The 20,606-nt window shown below is 58.3% G+C and carries 22 protein-coding genes; 14 read left to right on the top strand and 8 right to left on the bottom strand.

Annotation, left to right across the window (positions count from 1 at the left end):
• Window positions 1–233: 233 nt before the first annotated feature.
• From folC to hpnE, 9 genes are all read left to right on the top strand, one after another.
• A complete protein-coding gene (gene folC / locus A7Q00_RS00165) occupies window positions 234–1,541 on the top strand; it encodes a bifunctional tetrahydrofolate synthase/dihydrofolate synthase (protein ID WP_064088645.1) in 1,308 nt (435 codons plus the stop codon).
• Window positions 1,542–1,547: 6 nt separating this feature from the next.
• The gene (locus A7Q00_RS00160; RefSeq protein WP_064088644.1) at window positions 1,548–2,639 is read left to right on the top strand and encodes an SPOR domain-containing protein; all 1,092 of its coding nucleotides are present in this window, start codon (window positions 1,548–1,550) and stop codon (window positions 2,637–2,639) included.
• Window positions 2,639–3,145, top strand: a complete 507-nt coding sequence (locus tag A7Q00_RS00155) for a CvpA family protein (RefSeq protein ID WP_064088643.1) — start codon at window positions 2,639–2,641, stop codon at window positions 3,143–3,145. Before A7Q00_RS00160 ends, A7Q00_RS00155 begins: the two co-directional genes overlap by 1 nt.
• Before the next feature lie 4 nt (window positions 3,146–3,149).
• Window positions 3,150–4,676, top strand: a complete 1,527-nt coding sequence (gene purF, locus A7Q00_RS00150) for an amidophosphoribosyltransferase (RefSeq protein ID WP_064088642.1) — start codon at window positions 3,150–3,152, stop codon at window positions 4,674–4,676.
• A 226-nt stretch (window positions 4,677–4,902) separates the two neighbouring features.
• On the top strand, window positions 4,903–5,655 hold the full coding sequence (locus A7Q00_RS00145; RefSeq protein ID WP_082887672.1) for an alpha/beta fold hydrolase: 753 nt from the start codon (window positions 4,903–4,905) through the stop codon (window positions 5,653–5,655).
• 73 nt (window positions 5,656–5,728) lie between these two features.
• A complete protein-coding gene (locus A7Q00_RS00140) occupies window positions 5,729–6,094 on the top strand; it encodes a hypothetical protein (RefSeq protein WP_064088640.1) in 366 nt (121 codons plus the stop codon).
• A gap of 219 nt (window positions 6,095–6,313) precedes the next feature.
• On the top strand, window positions 6,314–6,835 hold the full coding sequence (locus A7Q00_RS00135; RefSeq protein WP_064088639.1) for a hypothetical protein: 522 nt from the start codon (window positions 6,314–6,316) through the stop codon (window positions 6,833–6,835).
• Window positions 6,832–7,683, top strand: a complete 852-nt coding sequence (gene hpnD / locus A7Q00_RS00130; protein WP_064088638.1) for a presqualene diphosphate synthase HpnD — start codon at window positions 6,832–6,834, stop codon at window positions 7,681–7,683. The genes A7Q00_RS00135 and hpnD overlap by 4 nt, the downstream gene beginning before the upstream one ends.
• The gene (gene hpnE / locus A7Q00_RS00125; protein ID WP_064088637.1) at window positions 7,680–8,969 is read left to right on the top strand and encodes a hydroxysqualene dehydroxylase HpnE; all 1,290 of its coding nucleotides are present in this window, start codon (window positions 7,680–7,682) and stop codon (window positions 8,967–8,969) included. Before hpnD ends, hpnE begins: the two co-directional genes overlap by 4 nt.
• 647 nt (window positions 8,970–9,616) lie before the next feature.
• Here hpnE and plsY read toward each other — a convergent pair.
• On the bottom strand, window positions 9,617–10,237 hold the full coding sequence (gene plsY / locus A7Q00_RS00120) for a glycerol-3-phosphate 1-O-acyltransferase PlsY (protein ID WP_425387483.1): 621 nt from the start codon (window positions 10,235–10,237) through the stop codon (window positions 9,617–9,619).
• 57 nt (window positions 10,238–10,294) lie between these two features.
• Between plsY and folB the strand changes: the two genes are divergently transcribed.
• Window positions 10,295–10,660 (top strand): dihydroneopterin aldolase, encoded by a 366-nt coding sequence (folB, locus tag A7Q00_RS00115; protein ID WP_064088636.1) that lies wholly within the window; start codon window positions 10,295–10,297, stop codon window positions 10,658–10,660.
• Window positions 10,661–10,996: 336 nt separating this feature from the next.
• Here folB and A7Q00_RS00110 read toward each other — a convergent pair whose 3' ends face one another.
• The 5 genes from A7Q00_RS00110 to A7Q00_RS00090 form a co-directional block, all read right to left on the bottom strand.
• Entirely contained in the window at window positions 10,997–11,413 is a 417-nt protein-coding gene (locus A7Q00_RS00110) for a YidB family protein (protein WP_064088635.1), read from the bottom strand.
• Window positions 11,414–11,554: 141 nt separating this feature from the next.
• Window positions 11,555–12,334 (bottom strand): acetoin reductase, encoded by a 780-nt coding sequence (locus tag A7Q00_RS00105; protein WP_049259334.1) that lies wholly within the window; start codon window positions 12,332–12,334, stop codon window positions 11,555–11,557.
• Between the two features lie 413 nt (window positions 12,335–12,747).
• A complete protein-coding gene (locus A7Q00_RS00100) occupies window positions 12,748–13,668 on the bottom strand; it encodes a MetQ/NlpA family ABC transporter substrate-binding protein (protein WP_064088634.1) in 921 nt (306 codons plus the stop codon).
• A gap of 50 nt (window positions 13,669–13,718) precedes the next feature.
• On the bottom strand, window positions 13,719–14,402 hold the full coding sequence (locus A7Q00_RS00095) for a methionine ABC transporter permease (protein WP_064088633.1): 684 nt from the start codon (window positions 14,400–14,402) through the stop codon (window positions 13,719–13,721).
• 2 nt (window positions 14,403–14,404) lie between these two features.
• Window positions 14,405–15,142: a methionine ABC transporter ATP-binding protein gene (locus A7Q00_RS00090; RefSeq protein ID WP_082887671.1), complete on the bottom strand. Its 738-nt coding sequence runs from the start codon at window positions 15,140–15,142 to the stop codon at window positions 14,405–14,407.
• Between the two features lie 299 nt (window positions 15,143–15,441).
• Here A7Q00_RS00090 and eno point away from each other — a divergent pair, with 299 nt between their 5' ends.
• The 4 genes from eno to A7Q00_RS00070 all read left to right on the top strand — a co-directional run bounded on the left by eno (window position 15,442) and on the right by A7Q00_RS00070 (window position 19,134).
• Window positions 15,442–16,728, top strand: coding sequence for a phosphopyruvate hydratase (gene eno, locus A7Q00_RS00085; RefSeq protein WP_064088632.1), 1,287 nt, complete (start codon window positions 15,442–15,444; stop codon window positions 16,726–16,728).
• A gap of 14 nt (window positions 16,729–16,742) precedes the next feature.
• Window positions 16,743–17,048 carry a cell division protein FtsB gene (ftsB, locus tag A7Q00_RS00080; protein WP_064088631.1) on the top strand — a complete coding sequence of 102 codons (306 nt, stop codon included), beginning with the start codon at window positions 16,743–16,745 and terminating at the stop codon, window positions 17,046–17,048.
• 269 nt (window positions 17,049–17,317) lie between these two features.
• A complete protein-coding gene (locus A7Q00_RS00075) occupies window positions 17,318–18,190 on the top strand; it encodes a DMT family transporter (RefSeq protein WP_064088630.1) in 873 nt (290 codons plus the stop codon).
• A 65-nt stretch (window positions 18,191–18,255) separates the two neighbouring features.
• Window positions 18,256–19,134: a YicC/YloC family endoribonuclease gene (locus A7Q00_RS00070; RefSeq protein ID WP_156503665.1), complete on the top strand. Its 879-nt coding sequence runs from the start codon at window positions 18,256–18,258 to the stop codon at window positions 19,132–19,134.
• 80 nt (window positions 19,135–19,214) lie between these two features.
• Here the strand turns inward: A7Q00_RS00070 and A7Q00_RS00065 are convergent, their stop codons facing one another.
• Together A7Q00_RS00065 and A7Q00_RS00060 are read right to left on the bottom strand one after the other, a co-directional pair.
• A complete protein-coding gene (locus A7Q00_RS00065) occupies window positions 19,215–19,808 on the bottom strand; it encodes a YcxB family protein (RefSeq protein ID WP_064088629.1) in 594 nt (197 codons plus the stop codon).
• A 96-nt stretch (window positions 19,809–19,904) separates the two neighbouring features.
• The gene (locus tag A7Q00_RS00060; protein WP_064088628.1) at window positions 19,905–20,567 is read right to left on the bottom strand and encodes a hypothetical protein; all 663 of its coding nucleotides are present in this window, start codon (window positions 20,565–20,567) and stop codon (window positions 19,905–19,907) included.
• Window positions 20,568–20,606: the final 39 nt, after the last annotated feature.

Raw genomic sequence — 20,606 nt, 5'->3', positions numbered from 1 at the left:
CGGCGGCAAAAGGCTACCTGAAAAGGTTCAACCGTTTTCAGGTAGCCTTCATCAGTTAAAGCAGGCTACCTGAAAACGCCGCTCAAAATCCGGCCAGCAAGCGCTTGGCACAATAATGCCGACTGACACCATTATTTTCAGCTAGCCTTTATCAAGCCGCCCGTATCGGCGCATATAGGCTACCTGAAAACCCGTTCGGCATTTTCAGGTAGCCCTCAAACAAGGTTGAACAAATGAAAACACTCTCCCAATGGCTCGCACACCTCGAAACCGCCTACACCGGCGGCACCGCCCACAGCCACGGCAGCATTGATTTGGGCTTGGAGCGCGTGCGTGCGGTGAAAGAGCGGATGGGTTTGCAGCCGCAGTGCCCCGTGATCGTGGTGGCCGGCACCAACGGCAAAGGCTCGGTGTGCGCCTTTTTGGAAAGCATCTACCGCGCCGCCGGCTTCAAAACCGGCATGCTCACCAGCCCGCACATCCTGCGCTACAACGAGCGCATCTGTGTGAACGGCCAGCCCGCTGCCGATGAAACCATTGCCGCCTCTTTCGAGCGCATCGAAGCCGCCCGCGGCGATACCGCGCTCACTTATTTCGAGTTCAACACCTTGGCCGCTGTGGATATTTTCCAGCGCGCCGAAGCCGATGTGATGATTTTGGAAGTCGGGCTCGGCGGCCGGTTGGACGCGGTGAATATTTTTGACGGCGACGTAGCGGTGGTAACGTCGGTGGATTTGGATCACCAAGCCTTTTTGGGCGACACGGTGGAGCAGGTAGCCTTTGAAAAGGCGGGCGTATTCCGCGCGGGCAAACCCGCTGTCTGCGCCCAAAACCCGCCGCCCGAATCGCTGCGCCGCCACGCCGAAGCCATCGACGCCGACCTCCTGCTGGCCGGGCGCGATTTCGGCTTCAGCAAGCTGGAGCAGCAACAATGGTCGTTTCACTTTCATCCCGAGCACAGCCGCCTGTTTTCAGGTAGCCGCAACCGCAACGCGCTGCCTTTTCCCGCCCTGCGCGGCGGCTACCAGCTGGGCAATGCCGCCTGTGCGCTGGCCGTGCTCGAATGCTTGAATGCGCGGCTGCCGGTGGATATCGGCGCCATCAAGCGCGGGCTGTTGCTGGTGAGCCACCCCGGCCGTTTCCAAGTGTTGCCCGGCCGCCCGCTCACTATTTTGGATGTCGGCCACAACCCGCACGCCGCCCGCGCTTTGCGTCGCAGCCTGATGGCGCTGCCGTTTGCCGAAAAACGGCTGGCGGTGTTCAGCATGTTGGCCGATAAAGATATCGACACTGTGGTTTCCCTGCTGCAAGACCAGTTCGATGAATGGCTGATTGCCCCGTTGCCGCTGCCGCGCGGCCTTTCGGCGGAAGCATTGCGGCAGCATCTGGAAGCGGCGGGAGCGGCCAATGTGCGCCTGTTTGCCGGCGTGGGCGAGGCCTATCGTGCCGCCTTATCGGAGGCGGGGGAAAATGATAGAATTGTCGTATTTGGTTCGTTTCACACGGTGGCCGAAGTGATGGGCGCACCGCAACAGGAATAAGGAATTATGCCCCCCCAGTCCAACCCGAATTGGCGCCATCTGGAAGAATACGAGCAGATTAAGCGCAAAAACCGCCGCCGCTTGGTGGGCGCGCTGCTGCTCACCACGGTGGTGGCGCTGCTGCTGGCCAAAGTGATGGGCAGCAGCAAAAATACTGCCGCGCCGGGCGAAATCACCGTGAGCGGCGGCAGCGAAACCGCCGCTTCCATGGCGGTGGAAACCCATCCGCTGCCCGAGCCGGTGGCCGAAGTGCCAACCGGTGCTGACACTACGGTGGAAATGCAGCCGCAGCCTGTGTCGGCGCCGGTTGTTGAGCCGGAAGCGGTGGTTGTGGAGCCTGCTTCGCCTGCGCCGCAGCCCGTGCAACCGGCCAAGCCGGTGGAGGCGCGCACCACAGTGTTGCCCAATCCGCTGGCCAACTCCGGCAATGCGGCTAATCCGCTGCCGAGCCGCCCGGCTGCACCGCCGGTGCGGGCGGAAAGCAAGCCTGCGCCGCAGCCGCGTGTAGAAGCCAAGCCGGTGCCTGCCGAGCCGCGCGCGCAACAGGTGGAAAACAATAAACCGGCGGCCCAGCCGCAAACCAAACCTGCCGTGCCGGAAACCCCGCGCCGCGCCGAGGGTGTGAAACCGCAAACGCCTGCCGCGCAGCCGAATGAGCGCCGTGCCGAAAGCAAACTGGCCGAGCCGAAGCCGACCGAACAGAAACCAGCCGAGCGCCGCCGCCCAGCCGAACGCCCAACTGAACGTCGGCAGGAGCGTAAGCCAAACGGCAACCGCCTCTCTCCGGAAGATATTTTGAACAACCGCGCTGCCGACCATGTAACCGGCAACGGCAAAGCGGCCGACAATCAACCTGCCCAGACGGAGCGGCGCATGGTGATTCAGGTGGGTGCTTACACCACCGAAGAGCAGGCGCGCGCCGTGCAAAAACGGCTGGCCGATGCGGGCGTGAGCGCCTATGTGGCGCCGCCTGCCAACAAAGGCGGCAATGCGCTCTACCGCGTGCGCACCGGCTCTTATCCGAACCGCCAGGCCGCCGGTCAGGCAATGGGTAAAATTAAATCGCAGGGGCTGGACGGCATCCTGCTGGAGCGCTGATGACTTTGTTTGACTATCTCGCGCTGCTGGTGATTGCGGCGTTTACCCTGATTTCGCTGTTTCGCGGCGTAGTGGCCGAATTGGTGGGCTTGGTTTCTTGGCTGGGCTCGCTGCTGGCGGCCAAGCTGCTTGCTCCATCGGTGGGCGACTGGCTTTCAGGTAGCCTCAAGCCGCATGCGCTGGCGGTGGTGGTGGCGTTTATCGGCGTGTTTCTGCTGGCGCGGCTGCTGTTCCGCCTGCTGCAAACCGTGCTCACTTCGTCTGCCGGTGCGGCCGGGTTGGGTGGGGCAAACCGCCTGCTCGGCGGCGTGTTCGGCGCGGTGAAGGGGGTATTGGCGGTAACGCTTGCGGTGCTGGCCTGCGCGTTTACCGATTTGCCGAAGAGCGAGGAATGGCGGCATTCGCAAACCGCATTTGTTTTCGAGGGCTTGGCCCAATTGGCCGTGCCGTATCTGCCGCCGTTTATGGCGGATCGTGTCGACTACCGGCAAGCGCCGGAGGAGTGAGTTTATGTGTGGCGTATTGGGCATGGTGGCCTTCGAGCCGGTGAATCAGTTGCTGTATGACGGCTTACAGGTGTTGCAGCACCGCGGGCAGGACGCGGCGGGCATCGTAACCGCCGAGGGCGAGATGTTTCATATGCACAAAGACACCGGCATGGTGCGCGATGTGTTCCGCACGCGCGATATGCGCAACCTGGTGGGCAACGCAGGTATCGCCCATGTGCGCTATCCCACCGCAGGCAACGCGGGCAGCAGCGCCGAGGCGCAGCCCTTTTATGTGAATTCGCCCTTCGGCATCGTACTGGCGCACAACGGCAACCTCACCAATACCGATGAGCTCAATGCCAACCTGTGCCGCCGCTACCTGCGCCACATCAACACCGGCTCCGATTCCGAAGTGCTGCTCAACGTATTGGCCAGTGAGTTGCAGCACGTGATCGGCAGCCGCAGCAAGCTGGAAGTGGGCGATGTGTTTGACGCCGTGGCCGCGCTCAACCGCCAAGTGCGCGGCGCATACGGCGTGGTGGCGCTGATTGCCGGCTACGGCATGCTCGCCTTCCGCGACCCGCACGGCATCCGCCCGCTGGTGTTGGGCAGGCACACCGACGAAGCGGGGCGCACCGCCTATATGGTGTCTTCCGAATCCATCGTTTTCCCCAGCCTGGGCTACGAGCTGGTGCGCGATATCGCGCCGGGCGAGGCCGTGTTTATCGGTTTTAACGGCGAGTTCCACAGCCGCCAATGCGCCGAAGCGCCGCGCCTTTTGCCCTGCCTGTTTGAATACGTGTATTTCGCCCGCCCCGATTCCGTGATGAACAGCGTATCGGTGTACCAAGCCAGGCTCGATATGGGCGTAACCCTGGCCGAAAAAGTGAAACGCAGCCTGAAGGCAGACGAAATCGACGTGGTGATGCCCATCCCCGATACCAGCCGCCCCAGCGCCTTGCAGCTGGCCATGCACCTGGGCAAACCCTACCGCGAAGGCCTCATCAAAAACCGCTACATCGGCCGCACCTTCATCATGCCCGGCCAAGCCACGCGCAAAAAATCCGTGCGCCAGAAGCTCAACCCCATCGACAGCGAATTTGCCGGCAAATCCGTGCTGCTGGTGGACGACTCCATCGTGCGCGGCACCACCAGCCGTGAAATCGTGGAAATGGTGCGTGCCGCCGGGGCGCGGAAAGTGTATTTTGCCTCCGCCGCCCCCGAAGTGCGCTACCCCAATGTGTACGGCATCGACATGCCCACCCGCGCCGAACTGATTGCCAACGGCCGCAGCGCCGAGCAAATTGCCGCCGAAATTTCCGCCGACGGCGTGGTGTTCCAAGATTTGGGCGATTTGGAAAACGTGGTGCGCGCGCTTAACCCCGCCATCGAAGGCTTCGACAGCTCCTGCTTCAACGGCTGCTACGCCACCGGCGACATCGACGAAGGCTACCTGAAACGCCTTTCCGACCGCCCAAAAGGCGGCAGCGGCAAAGCGCATGCCGGACAAATGGAACACAGCATCCGTGTGGATTCGCTACGGGAATAGCAAATGGCGGAAGCCGGCTTTCGAGGCCGGCTTCTTTGGTTTGGCGGGGTAGGGCGGTTTCAGGTAGCCCCAAACATGAAAAGGCTACCTGAAAACCAGCCCGCGTGTAGTTTGCCGTCCGACAGGCTACCTGAAAACCATGAATCTTTCGCGCAGAAACCTGCTCACGCTGGCCGCAGTAATATTAACGGTTTCCGCCTGCGATAGGCCAGACAAGGAAACTTCCATGCAATCCAAATTCATCAAACATCAAGGCGCGACGCTGCACTACCAAACCGGCGGCACGGAAACCGCCCCTGTTATCGTGCTGCTGCACGGCGGTTTCGGTTCGATTGCCGACTTTGCACCGCTGTTGCCGCGTTTGCAGCAACACTACCGCGTGATTGCGATAGATACGCGCGGACACGGACGCTCCACGCTCGGCACAGCCGCGCTGACCTATGCCCAAGCCGCCGAAGATGTGCGCCAAATCCTGCGGCACGAAGGCGTGGAAAAATACAGCCTGTTCGGATTCAGTGATGGCGGCACGACAGCCTACCGACTGGGTGCGGCAGACAAAAATATCGAGAAAATCATCACCGTGGGTGCGGAGTGGCACAAAAAGCACTTGGACGGTGTCCGCCCGATGTTTGAAGCGATAAACAGTGATTTTGTAAAAGAAAACCTGCCCGAACAGCTTGCCGCTTATCAGGCAGCCAATCCCGAACCTGATGCGGCAAAATGGGCAGCGGCATTGAAAGCCATGTGGCTGGACGAGGGCGCAAGCGGTTATCCCAACGAAAACATCCGTCAAATCCAAACCCCCGTGCTGGCAGTGCGCGGCGAAGCTGATTTCCTGCTTGCATTTGACGACTGGGCGGCATTGAAAACCGAATTGCTCGAAGTCCATTTGATGAACGTACCGTTTGCCGCGCACGAGGCTATTAAAGAACAGCCCGAAATCGTTTGGGCGGCGGTGCGGGCGTTTCAGGTAGCCTGAAATACAGATGTATCTGTGTTCCATCGCTATAAGGCTACCTGAACATCGAACTCTGAAGGAAAAACACGTTGCCATGAGCAAACGCGAAACCGCGATAAACTGCGCGGCGGGCGGCCTCAGCCTGCTGTGCGCGCTGTGGGTGGCGCTGCATGCCGAGCGCAGCGGTTGGCTGCCGGCCTATCTGCTGGGGCAGGCATATTTCTCCTTCCTGCTGTTCGGCGGTTTGGCGGCGGGGCTGGCAGACGATTTCGCCGGCAAAGCCGCGCCCCGCTACCTGGCCGCCCGCTGCGGCTGCATCGTTTTGTCCGCGCTGCCCGCTGCGGCGCTGTATGCCTGGCTGGACAATTGGGGCATGGCAGTGCGGTTTGCATTCTGCCTGCTGTTGTTTTTCGGGCTGAATATGGTGTGCTACTACGGGCTGCTGAGGATTTTCAGGTAGCCTCTCCGCCCCCTTGGGGCTACCTGAAAAATACCGGAGCATTGTTTTGGTGAAATCTACCTTGCTTATAGTGGATTAAAATAAAAATGAGACAAGGCGGCGAGCCGCAAGGCGTACAGGTAGTACGCCAAGGCGAGCCAACGCCGTAGCATTGCGATTTTAATCCACTATATTTTCAGGTAGCCTAGCTGCTCCCCCGATAACTAAGGAATCCAACAGATGGATACTGCTTCCCCAACCCCCTCGCCGCGCCCTTTGGGTTTGGCCATCCTGTGCCCGCTGCTGCTGGCGTACGGCATTGCCTGGCCGCTGCTGATGATTATTGCGATGGGCAATTTGGCCGGTAGTTGGGAGGGATTTGAATGGGGGATGCTTGAAGTGTACAGAATCAGCTCGAGAATCGTATTCATCCATTTCATCTTCGGGATGATTGAACCGTTTGTGATGTCGTTTGGGATATTGTTATGCTCAGCGGGATTGTGGTATCGCCATAAATGGGCGCGTGTGGTATTTTTGTGCGGAGGCCTGCTGCATTTTGGGTGGCTGGTTGGCAGCCAGTTAATCGTTTGGGTGGAGAGGGACATTTTCGGCTCTACGATTTTCGATAACAGGCCTTTCTTCATTCCATGGCTCGATATGCTCTGCTTCAGCGCCGTCATCCTCTATCTTTACCTGCGCGTGCCGACAACCTATTTCCATAAAGCCGCCCCGACCACCATTATCAAAATTCCAAAATCATGACCCCATACGACTACTGCCATCAAAAAGCCGAAGAGAGCGGCTCCAGTTTTCTGGCCGGTTTCCGCTTTCTGCCGCCGGAAAAACGCCGCGCCATGACTGTGCTGTATGCCTATTGCCGCGAACTCGACGATGTAGCGGACGATTGTGCCGACCCGGCCGTGGCGGCGCAAACGCTGGCCTGGTGGCGGCAGGATGCGGCCAAGGTGTTTCACGGCGCGGCCTTGCCGGAGCATCCAGTCAATCAGGCCATGCGCGAAGTGGCGCCGGCCTACGGGCTACCTGAAAACGAATTGGCCGCCGTGATTGACGGCGTGGAAATGGATTTAACCCCGGCGCGTTATGCCGATTTCGCCGCCTTACAGCAATACTGCCAGCGCGTGGCCGGGGTGGTGGGGCGGCTGATTGCCCGCATCCTCGGTTTCCAAGATGCCGCCGTGCTGGATTATGCCGACAAAATGGGCTTGGCGCTGCAACTCACCAACATCATCCGCGACGTGGGCGAAGACGCGGTGGCCGGGCGGATTTACCTGCCGGTGGAAGATTTGCAGCGCTTCAACGTGCCTGCCGCCGATTTGCTGCAACGCCGAAACAGCCAAGCGTTTGCCGAGCTGATGGCTTTTCAGGTAGCCCGTGCCCGCCAAACCTACCGCGAAGCCGTGGCCTTGCTGCCTGCTGCCGAGCGGCGCGGACAGAAGGCCGGGCTGGTGATGGCCGCCATCTACTACGCGCTTTTAAACGAAATCGAGCGCGACGGCGCGGCCAATGTGCTGCGCTACAAGCTGGCGATTCCGAAGCCGCGTAAGGCACGGATTGCCCTGAAAACCTGGCTCTTGGGGTTTAAGCCATGAGCGCCGCACCGCGTGTGGCGGTTATCGGCGGCGGCTGGGCCGGGCTTTCGGCGGCGGAAGCGCTGTGCGGCCGGGCGCAAATCATCCTGTTTGAGGCCGGGCGGCAGTGCGGCGGCCGTGCCCGCGCGTTGGGCGGCGGCAGCGGTTTTGCCCATGCCGACAACGGCCAGCATATTTTGGTGGGCGCGTATCGGCAGGTGCTGGATGTGCTGGCGCGCTGCGGCGTGCGCGAAGAAGAAGCATTTTTGCGTCTGCCGCTGCAATGGCATTTGGCCGACGGCCTGCAATTTGCCGCCCGCCGTCTGAGTGCGCCGCTGCATTTGCTTTTCGGCGTGCTGGGCGCACGCGGCATCGGTTGGGGCGAGAAAACGGCGCTGCTGCGCCAGATGCGTGCCTTGCAAAGCCTGCGCTTGGCGGAAGATATTTCCGTGGCTGCTTGGCTGCGGCAGCAGCAAGTGTCGCACCGTTTGCAGCAGCAGTTTTGGCAGCCTTTGGTGTGGGGCGCGATGAACACCGCTTTAGAGCAGGCTTCGCTGCAACGCCTGCAAAACGTGCTGCGCGACGGCGTGTGGGCGGAGCGCGCCGCCAGCGATTTCTTGCTGCCCAAGCAGGATTTGGGGCGGCTGTTTGCCGAGCCGGTGTGCCGCCGCCTGCAAAAATACGGCGCACAAATCCGGCTGGAAACGCGCGTGCCGCAGATTGAACAAACGCTTTCAGGTAGCCTGTTGGTGAACGGCGAAGCCTTTGATGCCGCCGTGCTGGCCGTTGCGCCCTATCATGTGCCGCCCCTGCTGCCCGAGGCCGCCCCGCCCAAGATTGCCGCCGCGCTGGATGCCTTGGCCTACCACGCCATCACCACCGTGTATCTGCGTTATCCCGTTGCGCCCGGGCTGCCCGCGCCGATTACCGGCCTGGCCGAAGGCACGGCGCAATGGTTTATCGACCGCGATGCGCTCGGCTTCGGGCGCGGCGAAGTATCCGCCGTGATTTCCCTGTCCGACCAATACGGCAAACTCGGCCGCGAAGAGTGGATAACGCGCGTGCACCAGGATTTGCGGCGTATCTGCCCGCACCTGCCGCGCCCTGTTGATGCCCAGGTCATCACCGAAAAACGCGCCACCGCCGCCAGCCGCACCGATAAGCCTACCATCCCCACCGCCTGGCTGCGCCACCAGCATATCTACCTCGCCGGCGACTATCTGCACCCGCGCTACCCCGCCACGTTGGAAGCCGCCGTACAAAGCGGCCGACAGGCTGCGGCTTTGCTGTTGAAAGATGCGGGGTGAGGAGAAGCCTCCTGAAAGAGAAACTTATACGAGGCTGAAAGTAGGCTAAACTAGTTTTAGTTTTCAGGTAGCCTGCTCCGTGTATGTTTTGTTTACCCTTGCGCCTCCTGCCGGCGCGGGGCACTTCCTTTTAGCTACGCAGAAACTCTCCCTCCTTCGGAGAGCTCGTTTTCTTTGCTTCGCCAAAGAAAAGGAAGCAAAAGAAAGGCGACTGCGGACACAGGTTTGGCTCCGCCAAACTTCCCTCTCTCCGCACGGTTTTTCGGGCGGGCTCGCAACTTGCGGCTTCGCCGCTTCGAACATGCAAGCCCTTATTCCCCGAAAAACCGCGCTCCGTTCGGCTGTGTCAGCAGAGAAAAGCACAGCTCAACCTTTGATACTAGAAAGCCTATATCTAGTTTTTCAAGAGTTTTATAGTCGATTAAAATAAAAATGAGACAAGGCGGCGAGCCGCAAGGCGTACAGATAGTACGTCAAGGCGAGCCAACGCCGTATCATTGCAATTTTAATCGACTATAATTGGGTTTCAGATTGAATTGTTGGATATGGAGTTTTTGGTATTAATAAAGGCTACCTGAAAGTGCAGCGCAGCGAAGTTTCTGCGAAGCTAAAATTTTCAGGTAGCCTCTATCGGGCAGCCAACGCTGCTATTTGCCTGAGCCGATTTTGCTTTCCTTGCCGCTGAGCAGGTTTTGGATATTGCTGCGGTGGCGCAGCAGCACCAGCGTGGCAATTACGGCAATGGCCGCCTGCCAGGAAGGCTGTTGCACCAGAAACATGGCGGCCAGCGGGCTGATTACGGTGGCGGCTAGTGCGGCCAGTGAAGAAATTTTCAGCCCGAAGGCCATCATCAGCCATACTGCCGCGCAAATCAGCGCCACCGGCCACGACAAAGCCAGCAGCACGCCCAGCGCGGTGGCCACGCCCTTGCCACCCTTGAAGCCGAAAAACAGCGGCCACATATGCCCCACCAACACCGCCACCGCCACGGCGGCCACCACTTCGTCGGACAGGCCGAAATGCGATTGCAGCCATCGGGCAAGCAGCACGGCCACCAGGCCTTTGAGCGCGTCGCCCAAGAGCGTGAGCGCGGCGGCTTTTTTGCGGCCGCTGCGCAAAACATTGGTGGCGCCCGGGTTGCCCGAGCCGTAGTTGCGCGGGTCGTCCAGCCCGTAGAATTTGGATACGATAACGGCAAACGAGAGCGAGCCGATTAAGTAGGCGGCGACCACGGCGGCCAAGCCCCACACAGACAAGATGTCAGCCATAAGATTTTTTCACATTCAAACAAACGAGCCGGATTCTATCACGAGGACAAGCACAGCATGGATACCGTTTTTCTGCACGGCCTAAAAGCCCAAACCCTAATCGGCGTTTTCGACTGGGAACGCCGCCAGCCGCAAACCGTGCTGCTGGATATCGACATCCGCGCCGATTTGAGCACGGCGGAAAAGAGCGACAACGTGGCCGATACGATCAGCTACGCCGAGGCGGCGGAATTGGTAACGGCCGCTTTGGCAGGGCAGCAGTTTTTCCTGCTGGAAGCGCTGGCAGGCTATGTGGCGCAACTGCTGCTCAAGCATTTTCCTTCTTGCGAGAGCGTGCGGATTAAGGCGGTGAAACCCGGCATCCTGCCCGGCGTGGCATCGGTGGGCGTGGTGATGGAGCGGGGCAGGGCAGAGGCTACCTGAAAAGATATAGTGGATTAAAATCAGAATGCTATGGCGTTGGCTTGCCTTGCCGTACTGCTTGCACACTGTCTGCGGCTTGCCGCCTTGCCCCTTCTGATTTTCATCCGCTAAGCGGGCTAATGCGGTATTGAAGCGCAGGTTTCAGCCATCCCACCGTTTAAACTTCGCCTAAGCTGCGCTTTCAGGTAGCCTCACAACTATAGTGGATTAACAAAAATCAGGACAAGGCGACGAGCCGCAGACAGTACAGATAGTACGGCAAGGCGAGGCAACGCTGTACTGGTTTTTGTTAATTCACTATAAAAAAGCCGTCTGAACATTCAGACGGCTTTTGGTTTATTTCATAAAGTTTTTCAGTAGAATGGAAGCCACATCATCCAGGCCGAAGCCGTCTGCGTCTTGCGCGCTGCCATTGGGGGTGGCGTGGTCTACCAGATTGGGCAGGATTTTGGCCAGCATCTCGCTTGCCTGGTTGGCATCCACGCCGAATTTCTGCGCCAGCTGGTTTACGGTGTCGCTGCCCAGCGCTTGTTGTAGTTGGCTGCCGGACACGGGCAGGTTGCCTGCCTGGTTGGAAACCCAGCTGCTGATGGCATCACCCAAGCCGCCTTGTTGCAGCTGGCTGATCAGGTTGCCCACGCCGCCGTGCTGTTTCACCAAATCCATCGCCATATCGGTGAGCGAGCCTTGGCCGCCGTCTTTGCCGCCCAGCATCTGGCTGGCCGCGTTCATTAGATTATCCATTAAAGTCATGATTTTCCCTTATGTTAGAGTGAAAAGGGGCGCAGTGTAGCAAAGTTTGGGCGGCAGGGTGCGGGTTTAACCGAATTTAGCGGATGCAAAATGCGGGCGGCCATAAAAACAGCCGGCTGCCGCCGGCCGTTTGCCTGTTGTTTAACGGAATACCATGCCGCCGTCGGTGAGGATGGTTTGGCCGGTGATGTAGTCGGCGTCTTCCGAAGCCAGGAAGGATACCAGGTTGGCCACGTCTTCCGGCTGTTGCGGCCGGCCGGCGAGGATGCCTTTGGTAAATTCGTTCCACGCCTGTTTCGGCTGGTAGCCCTTGTGTTCTACAAATGCGGCGTCGATGCGCTCCCACATGGGGGTGTCGGCCACACCCGGGCAATAGGCGTTTACGCGGATGTTGTAGGGGGCGAGTTCTTTTGCGGTGGAATGGGTGAACGAGCGTACCGCGTGCTTGGTGGCGCAATACAGGCTCAGCATTTCGTAGGATTCGTGACCGGCGATGCTGCATGCGTTGATGATTTTGCCTACGCCCTGCTGTTTTTTCATTTGTTCGGCGGCGGCCTGCGTGCCGAAAATCACGCCCTTGATGTTGATGCCCAACACCCGGTCGATTTCATTTTCGTTCAGGCTCAAGAATGTGCCGACCGATTCCACGCCCGCGTTGTTGACAAACACGTCCACCCGCCCGAAGGCCTTGACTGCTTCGTCCACTAGGCGGAACTGGTCTTCCCGGCTGGCGGAATTGCCCTTTACGGCGATATTTTCAAACCCGGCGGCATCGAATTCCGCTTTAACCTTGTTCAGGTTGTCGGCGTTGATGTCGTGCAGCACCACGCGGAAGCCGTCTTTGGCCAAACGGGTGGCGATTGCTTTGCCCAAACCTGCGGCGGAACCGGTAACTACGGCTACTTTTTTCACATCGGTCATGGTAGATCTCCTTTTCGGGTGGGAATGCAGCCGTATGCCTTTGCGGCACGGCTGGTAGATGCCAGCCGCCCGAACAGGCGGACGGATGGCGGAAAGGGGGAATTTTGAAATCTAAATGTGCGGTGTGTATCTGCATGAATAATGGCAGTAAAGTACCAAAAATCATAACAGATGTAAACAAAAGGTCAACAGATTGGTTGACTTGGCAAATTTTATGCAGATGGCAAAATCGGGTAAGGCTGTGGGCGGGGCTTGGGTAGTAAGGAGGGGCAACGCGTTAGGAAGGAGTAAGCCACATAAAATCAGTTTATTGCGTGTTTCCAGATATAAGGGTATTTTTCAGGTAGCCTTTTCCTCAATTAAAAACAGCCGCTTCAGGTTACCTGAAACGGCTATGGTTTTATCCGCGTTGCTTATTTGGCGGCAGATGCGCCGGAGGCGGCTGCTGTGGAAGCGGCTGAAGCGGCGGCTGCACCTTCACCCCATACGGCAGGATATTTGTAGCCGACGAAGCGTTTGTGCGCGTAGTCTTTGAATTCTTGGGAATTGTAGGCGGCGGTTACGTCTTGTACCCACTGTGCGTCTTTATCGGCAGTGCGCACGGCAGACCAGTTGATGTAGGCGAAGCTGGGTTCTTGGAACAGGGCTTCGGCCAGTTTCATGCCGGAAGACATGGCGTAGTTGCCGTTTACGATGGCGAAGTCTACGTCTTGGCGGCTACGCGGCAGGTTGGCGGCTTCCATTTCCACGAATTCGATATTTTTGGTGTTTTCGGCAATATCTGCTTTGGAGGCGGTCAGTGGGTCGATCCCCTCTTTCAGTTTGATCCAGCCCAAGTTGTCGAGCATCACCAGAGCGCGTGCCAAGTTGGACGGATCATCCGGGATGGAAACGGTGCTGCCATTTTTCACCTGGTCCAGCGCGGTGAGTTTGCCGGGGTAGATACCCAAAGGAGCGGTCGGTACTTGGAATACTTCGGTCAGGTCGAGGTTGTGGGCGGCCTTGAAAGAATCCAGATAAGGCTTGTGCTGGAAGATGTTGATGTCGATGGCACCCTCGGCTAATGCTTTATTGGGGATAACGTAGTCGGGGAATTCGGTGAGGGTAACGGTGTAGCCCTGTTTTTCCAACATGGGTTTGATTTGATCGGTAATCATGTCGGCAAAGTCGCCCGGGGTAGTGCCGAAGCGGATTTCCCGCTTGGCTTCTGCAGCGGGCTGGCTGCCGGCTGAGGCGGCGGATGCCTGTGCACCGCTGCCGCTGTCTTGTCCGCCGCAGGCGGCCAGGGACATGCCCAGCACGGCGGCGCAGGTGAGTTTCCATAATGCTTTCATAGAGTGTCTCCTATTATGAAGGTAACGGGTTGGGGAAAATAAATCTAGGCTTAGCGTTTATCCAGCTTGGCAGCTACGTAGTTGCCTGCTGCTTGGATAGTGATGACCAGGGCGGACAGGGCGAGCAATACGGTGTGCATTACTTCGGGCATATAGCGCTGGTGACCGTAGCGGATGCCTAAGTAGCCAAGCCCGCCGCCGCCGATTAAGCCCGCTGCCGAACTGGTGCTTAAAGTGGCGATAATCAGGATGGTGATACTGCGCACCAAGCCGGAGCGGGCTTCGTTCAGCAATACTTTTACAATGATGGTCAAGGGGCTGGCGCCCATGGCGGTTGCGGCTTCAATCACGCCTTTAGGCACTTCTTTCAGGTTTTGCTCCACCAATCGTGCAAAATAAAAGCTGGCGGCCACACTGAGGGGCACGGAAGCGGCCAATGGGCCGTAGGAAGTACCGATAAAGGGAATCCGGCGGACGTATTCCATCATTTCGATCATGAGGAATACGAAAGGGAATGCTCGCATAAAGCTGACCACCCAGCTTAAGCCGTGGTTGAAATGGATTTTTGGGAACAGCCCGCTTTTATCGGTAACAAACAGCCATATGCCGAGAAGGCCGCCCAGTAAAACGCCCACAGTGGTGGAAATGCCTAGCATAAGGAATGTTTGCCAAGTAGCTTCGTAAAATTCGGGTAATAGCCGTTGCAGGTTACCCCAAGGGTCTGAACGATCCATATTCAATCCTCCTGTACCAATTCGCGCCCGATGTCGGTGTGCGCCAGAATCTGCTTGTCGCGCACGTCGGCCACTTCCAGCAAATGCCCTTGATGCAGCAGGGCGGTGCGGCGGCACAGGCGGCGGATGACGCTCATTTCGTGGGTAACGATCACGATGGTTACGTTGAAACGGCGGTTGATGTCTTGCAGGCAGTCGAGCACGCTGCGGGTGGTGGCCGGGTCGAGCGCGGAAGTGGGCTCGTCGGCCAGAATCACGCTCGGGTTGGGTGCGAGCGCACGGGCAATGCCCACGCGCTGCTTCTGCCCGCCGGAAAGTTGGGCGGGGTAGTGCTGCGCGCGGTCGGACAGGCCGACAATCTGCAAACATTCGCGCACGCGTTCGTTGATTTTGCTTTTGCTCCAGCCGGCAATCTCCAGCGGGAAGGCCACGTTGCCGGCCACGGTGCGGTTGGCGAGCAGGTTGAACTGCTGAAACACCATGCCGATGTTTTGGCGGGCGGTGCGTAGCTGGGCGGCATTCATGGCGGTGAGGTCTTGGCCGTCTACCAGTACTTTGCCGCTGTCGGGGCGTTCCAGCAGGTTGATCAGGCGCAGCAGGGTGGATTTGCCTGCGCCGGAATAGCCCATCAGCCCGAACACCTCGCCTTGGTCGATGCTCAGGCTCAAGGGATGCACGGCCATGAATTGGTTGCTTTTGCCGTGATGATAGCTTTTACAAACGGAATCCAGAATAATCATGATGTTGTTGTATGGCCGCCTCATTCGGCGGCTGCAAAGATTTAAAGCCCACTGGATCAACAATGGGCTTAAAACAGAGATGCGTGTTATGGATGGTACGCTTTAGCTGTTTTAACGCCCGCAAGCTGTATCAAATCGGCGTAAATAATGGTGGCGTATTTAATGCCCAAATGTGTGTTTTGTCAAGAGCGGCTGTTTGCCGGGCTGTGTTTCAAGCTCGCCGGTTTCGGGTATAATCTTGCCGTTTGGGCGGGCAAGCCGCCGTTTCTTCAGCCAACTAACTTTTTGGAGCAGAGTGCATGAGCGCCATTATTGATATTTTCGCCCGCGAGATTCTCGATTCGCGCGGCAATCCCACCGTAGAATGCGATGTGTTGCTGGAAAGCGGCGTGATGGGGCGCGCGGCCGTGCCCAGCGGTGCTTCCACCGGCCAGAAAGAAGCGCTGGAGCTGCGCGACGGCGATGCCGCACGCTATTTGGGCAAAGGCGTGCTGAAGGCCGTAGAGCATGTGAACAATGAAATCGCCCAAGCCGTTATCGGCATTGATGCTTCCGAGCAGAGCTATATCGACAAAGTGCTGGTGGAATTGGACGGTACGGACAACAAAGGCCGCCTCGGCGCCAATGCCACTTTGGCCGTATCCATGGCTGTGGCACGCGCTGCCGCCGAAGATGCCGGCCTGCCGCTCTACCGCTATTTGGGCGGCGCGGGGCCGATGGCGATGCCGGTGCCGATGATGAACGTGATCAACGGCGGCGAACACGCCAACAACAGCCTGGATATTCAGGAATTTATGATTATGCCGGTGGGCGCAACCAGCTTCCGCGAGGCCTTGCGCTGCGGCGCGGAAGTGTTCCACCACTTGAAAAAAATCTGCCACAACAAAGGCTTTCCCACTACCGTGGGCGACGAGGGCGGCTTTGCCCCCAATTTGGGCAGCCACGCTGAAGCTTTAGATTTGATTTTGGAAGCCGTGAAAGCCGCCGGTTACGAAGCGGGTAAAGACGTGCTGCTCGCGCTCGATTGCGCTTCCAGCGAGTTTTATAAAGACGGCAAATACCACCTCTCCGCTGAAGGCAAAGCGCTGACCAGCGCCGAATTTGCCGATTATCTGGCTGATTTGGCCAGCCGCTATCCGATTGTTTCGATTGAAGACGGCATGGACGAAAACGACCGCGAAGGCTGGAAGCTGCTCACCAAAAAGCTTAGTGGCAAAGTGCAGCTGGTGGGCGACGACTTGTTTGTTACCAACCCGAAAATCCTGGCTGAAGGCATTAAAGAAGGCATTGCCAACGCCCTGCTGGTGAAAGTGAACCAAATCGGCACTCTGAGCGAAACCCTGAAAGCCGTGGAGCTGGCCAAACGCAACCGCTATGCCAGCGTGATGAGCCACCGCTCCGGTGAAACCGAAGACAGCACCATCGCCGATTTGGCCGTGGCCACCAACTGCATGCAGATTAAAACAGGTTCGCTTTCCCGCTCCGACCGCATGGCCAAATACAACCAGCTGCTGCGCATTGAAGAAGAGCTGGGCGAAGCCGCTTATTATCCCGGCCAAGCCGCGTTTTACCATTTGGCTCGTTAAAGGCTACCTGAAACATGAAATGGGTAACCGTGGTGCTGGTCGTGGCGTTGGTGTGGCTGCAACATAATCTGTGGCTGGCCAAAGGCGGCTGGCGCGATATGTGGCGGCTGGAGGCCGAAGCCGAGCGCCAGCGGCAGGCCAACCAAAGCCTGGTGCTGCGCAATCAGGCCTTGACGGCCGAAGTGGAAAACCTGCGCACCGGAAAAGAAGCCATCGCCGAAATCGCCCGCACCGATTTGGGCTATGTGGGGCCGGGCGAAGTGTATTACCGCGTTTTGCCCGCTTCCGAGGCGGCGGCAGGGAGTGCAGCGGCCGAATAATGTGTCCGCATCCTTTTCAGGTAGCCTCATCCGCCGGACAGGCTACCTGAAAGTAATCACGCTGAATTTTTTGCCACCCATTTTGAAAGAGAAATTATGAAAGTATCATTGAAAACCTGCTTGTCTTGGCTGTTGGTTTCTGCCGCTGTTTTGCTGCTGAATGCCTGCCAGATTTTGCCGGTGCGATAGCCCGGTTTGTTTTTCAGGTAGCCTTGCTTGATCAGTAGAGGCTACCTGAAAATATTTCCGCAACCCCGATTGAATCCTTTATGAACACTCCCGCCATTGCCGCCGACCGCCTGGGCTCAGGTTGGATGGTGGTTTCCGCCGCCCTGTTTGCCCTGATGGGCGCGTTTGCCAAAGCCGCCGGCAGCCGTTTCGGCTTCAGCTTCAACGAGCTGGTGTTTTGGCGCATGCTGTTCGGCCTTTTCGCCATCGGCCTGCCTGAATGGTGGCGCGGGCATGCCTTCCGCACGCCCTATCTGAAATCGCATCTCAACCGCAGCATCACCGGTTCGGTGGCGCTCCTGCTTTCGTTCTTTGCGCTCACCCGCCTGCCGCTGGCCACCGCCATCACGCTCAATTACACCTCTTCGCTGTTTTTGGCCTTGCTTTCCTTCATCTTCCTTAAGGAAAGAATTGCCCCGCTGATGCTGGCCGCGCTCTTGATGGGTTTTGGCGGCATCATTATCCTGCTCCAGCCCACCATTGCCGCTGAGCAGCAGCTTGCCGGCCTCATCGGCCTGATTTCCGGCGTGTGTTCCGGCTGGGCGTATTTGCAGGTGCGCGAACTTTCGCAGCTGGGCGAACCCAGCTGGCGTGTGGTGTTTTACTTCTGCTGCGTGGCCACCGCCATGTCGGGCACATTGGCCTGCATCAACGGCTGGCAGCCGCCCACCGTCCAATCGCTGCCCTATCTGCTCGGCCTAGGCGCCGCCGGTACGCTCGGCCAGCTGGCGATGACCCGCGCCTACCAAGTGGGGCGCAAGCTCACCGTGGCTTCGCTGGCCTACCTCACCGTGGTGTTTTCCACCCTGTTGGGCATTTTCTGGCTGGGCGACAGCACCAGCTGGCACGAAATCATCGGTATGCTGGTGATTGTATGCGCCGGTGTATTGGGCAGCTTTGCCAAGGGCAAATAAGGGGGCTTAAAGGCTACCTGAAAGCAAGGCGAACAATTTATCCACTGTATTTGAAGGAGAAAATTATGATCAAAAGCATGACCGGTTTTGCCAACGGCAGCGCCGAACATGGCAGCAAACGCCTGTATATCGAACTGCGCGCGGTCAATCACCGCTATCTCGACATCCAATTCAAAATGCCGGAAGACCTGCGCCACCTAGAAGGGGCATTGCGCGAAGCCGTATCCGCCCACGCCGCGCGCGGCAAAATCGAATGCCGCATCCAGCTGCGGCACAGCGAGCAGGCAGGTGGAGAGCAAGAATTGCGGCTGAACAAAAAATTGGTTGCCCGGCTGGCTAAAATCAACAAGAAAATCTGTGAGAAACATCCCGACATCAACCGTTTGGGCGTAGCCGACATCCTCGCTTTCCCCGGCGTGCTGGCTGCTCCGGCAGAAGAAACCGGCGATTTAGACGAAGCCGTGCTGCAGCTCATCAACGAAGTGCTGGTTTCCTTCAACCAAGCCCGCAGCCGCGAGGGCGAGCAGCTGCAGCAACACCTGCTGCAGCGTTTGCAGCAGATGGAGCAGATTCTGGACGCTTTGGCCGCTGCTTTCCCGCAGCTGCTGCAACAGCATATGGACAAAGTGCGCCAGCGGCTGCGCGAAGCCGTGGGCGACGTGGAAAACGACCGCCTGCAGCAAGAGTTTGCCTTGTTTATGCAGAAGGCAGACGTGGACGAAGAGTTCAGCCGACTGCGCACCCACATCGCCGAAGTGCGCCGCATCGTGAGCAGCCAGCCCAAAGGCAGCATCGGCAAGCGCCTGGATTTTCTGATGCAGGAACTCAACCGCGAAGCCAATACGCTGGGCAGCAAATCCATCGCCGCCGAATGCACCCAGGCTTCGGTGGAGCTGAAAGTGCTCATCGAGCAGATGCGCGAGCAAGTGCAGAATATCGAGTGATGTTTTGAAGAATGGGAAAAGGCTACCTGAAAGTTTCAGGTAGCCTTTTGCTTGGCTGAGGATGGCGATATGGCAATATTTCAGTTTTCTACAGAGAGACCGGTGTGCTTTTGCAGCAATTCGGTAAATCGGCGGCATTCTTCATCGTTGGCGAAGGCACTGTGGGGGACGGCATATAAATGGATGGGGCCGATACGGATAACGAGGTGGCGGTGCAGGTTGGAGAGGCGGGTGATGGCGGGGTAGCGGATAAGGGTTTGGGTTTGGCCGTTTTCCGAAACGTGCAGCAGGCCGTCGGGTTGGAGGGTGATGGTGTTGCGCCCTTCGATTAAAACGTTCATGGCTTCAAACAATTTGGAATAAATTCGGTCGATGCATTTGGGGCGCACAATCAGGGAATAGGTAGAAACGAGGAAGGCGTAGGCAATCATGGGCAGGCAGGCGGCGGCAAGGCTAGCAAACATGGGGTCGTCGGCAAGACCGTAGGCTTCAAGCGATTGTTTCAGGCTGTAGCAGAACCAAGCCGTAACCGGAAAAAATGGCAGCAGGAGGATGAGGTCGCCCAATCCTACCAGGTTAGGCAGTTTGCTGGTTTTGACGATTTCTTTGGTAATCAGGGCGCAAACGGCTTTGTAGGAAGGGTCGTGTTGGTTGAAGAGGTAGTTGACTTGCATGGGGGCTCCGGGTATTGGATTGGCGGGATATGAGGCTTCTGGTTTTCAGGTAGCCTTTGGGGGTGTGGAAAGTAACAGTGTTGTTTACACTTTCGGCTAGTGGTTGCAGCCGCAGTTGTGGCCGTGCTCGTGCCCGTGGTGTTCGTGTTCGGGCTGGCTCTCGCCGCCGTGTTCGTTTTGGAAGAATTGGTGCGCTTGGCGGGCGGCCTGGCTGCCGAGGTCTTCAATCATGAGGGAAACGTATTCGGGGAAGAGGTAGCGGCCGCCGAGTTTGGCGCGGGCGGCGTCGGTTTCGGGGTCGAGGCTGGGGATGGGGGTGGAGAGGTCGACTTGGCCGTCCCATTCGATGGTGAAGCGTTTGTCGGCAAAGCGGATGGGGGTGATTTCGGCTTCTGTGTGGCGGTGCATCAGGCACAGGGCACGGCGGCTGAATACGTCGTAGAGCCAGGCGTCGCCTTGGTCGGTGTTGAACAGGAGGTAGGCGCTGGGGGTGGCGGTTTCAAAGCCGGTGGCGGTTACGTAGTCTTGGCCGGAACGGGTGTGCTCGACTACGGTGTGGCATTCTTCGGTGAGCGGGGTGCGGCCGAAGCGTTCGCCGGCTTGGTGGCAGATTTCGGCGTGGCGCCAGCTTTGGTATTTGGCCTCTTGGGCGGCGCGGTTGAGCAGCTCGGCGATTTTGCCGCCTTGTTTGTTTTGGCGTTTTTTGGCCTGCTGGCGGAGGTGTTCGAGGGTGTCGGCGGTGGTATGGATGTATTTCATGCGGGGTCTCTTTTTAATTTGATGTGAGGCTACCTGAAA

The organism is Eikenella halliae (assembly GCF_001648475.1).
GTDB lineage: Bacteria > Pseudomonadota > Gammaproteobacteria > Burkholderiales > Neisseriaceae > Eikenella > Eikenella halliae.
The sequence above is the reverse complement of the archived record's forward strand: the minus strand, read 5'-3'. Positions and strand labels throughout refer to the sequence as shown.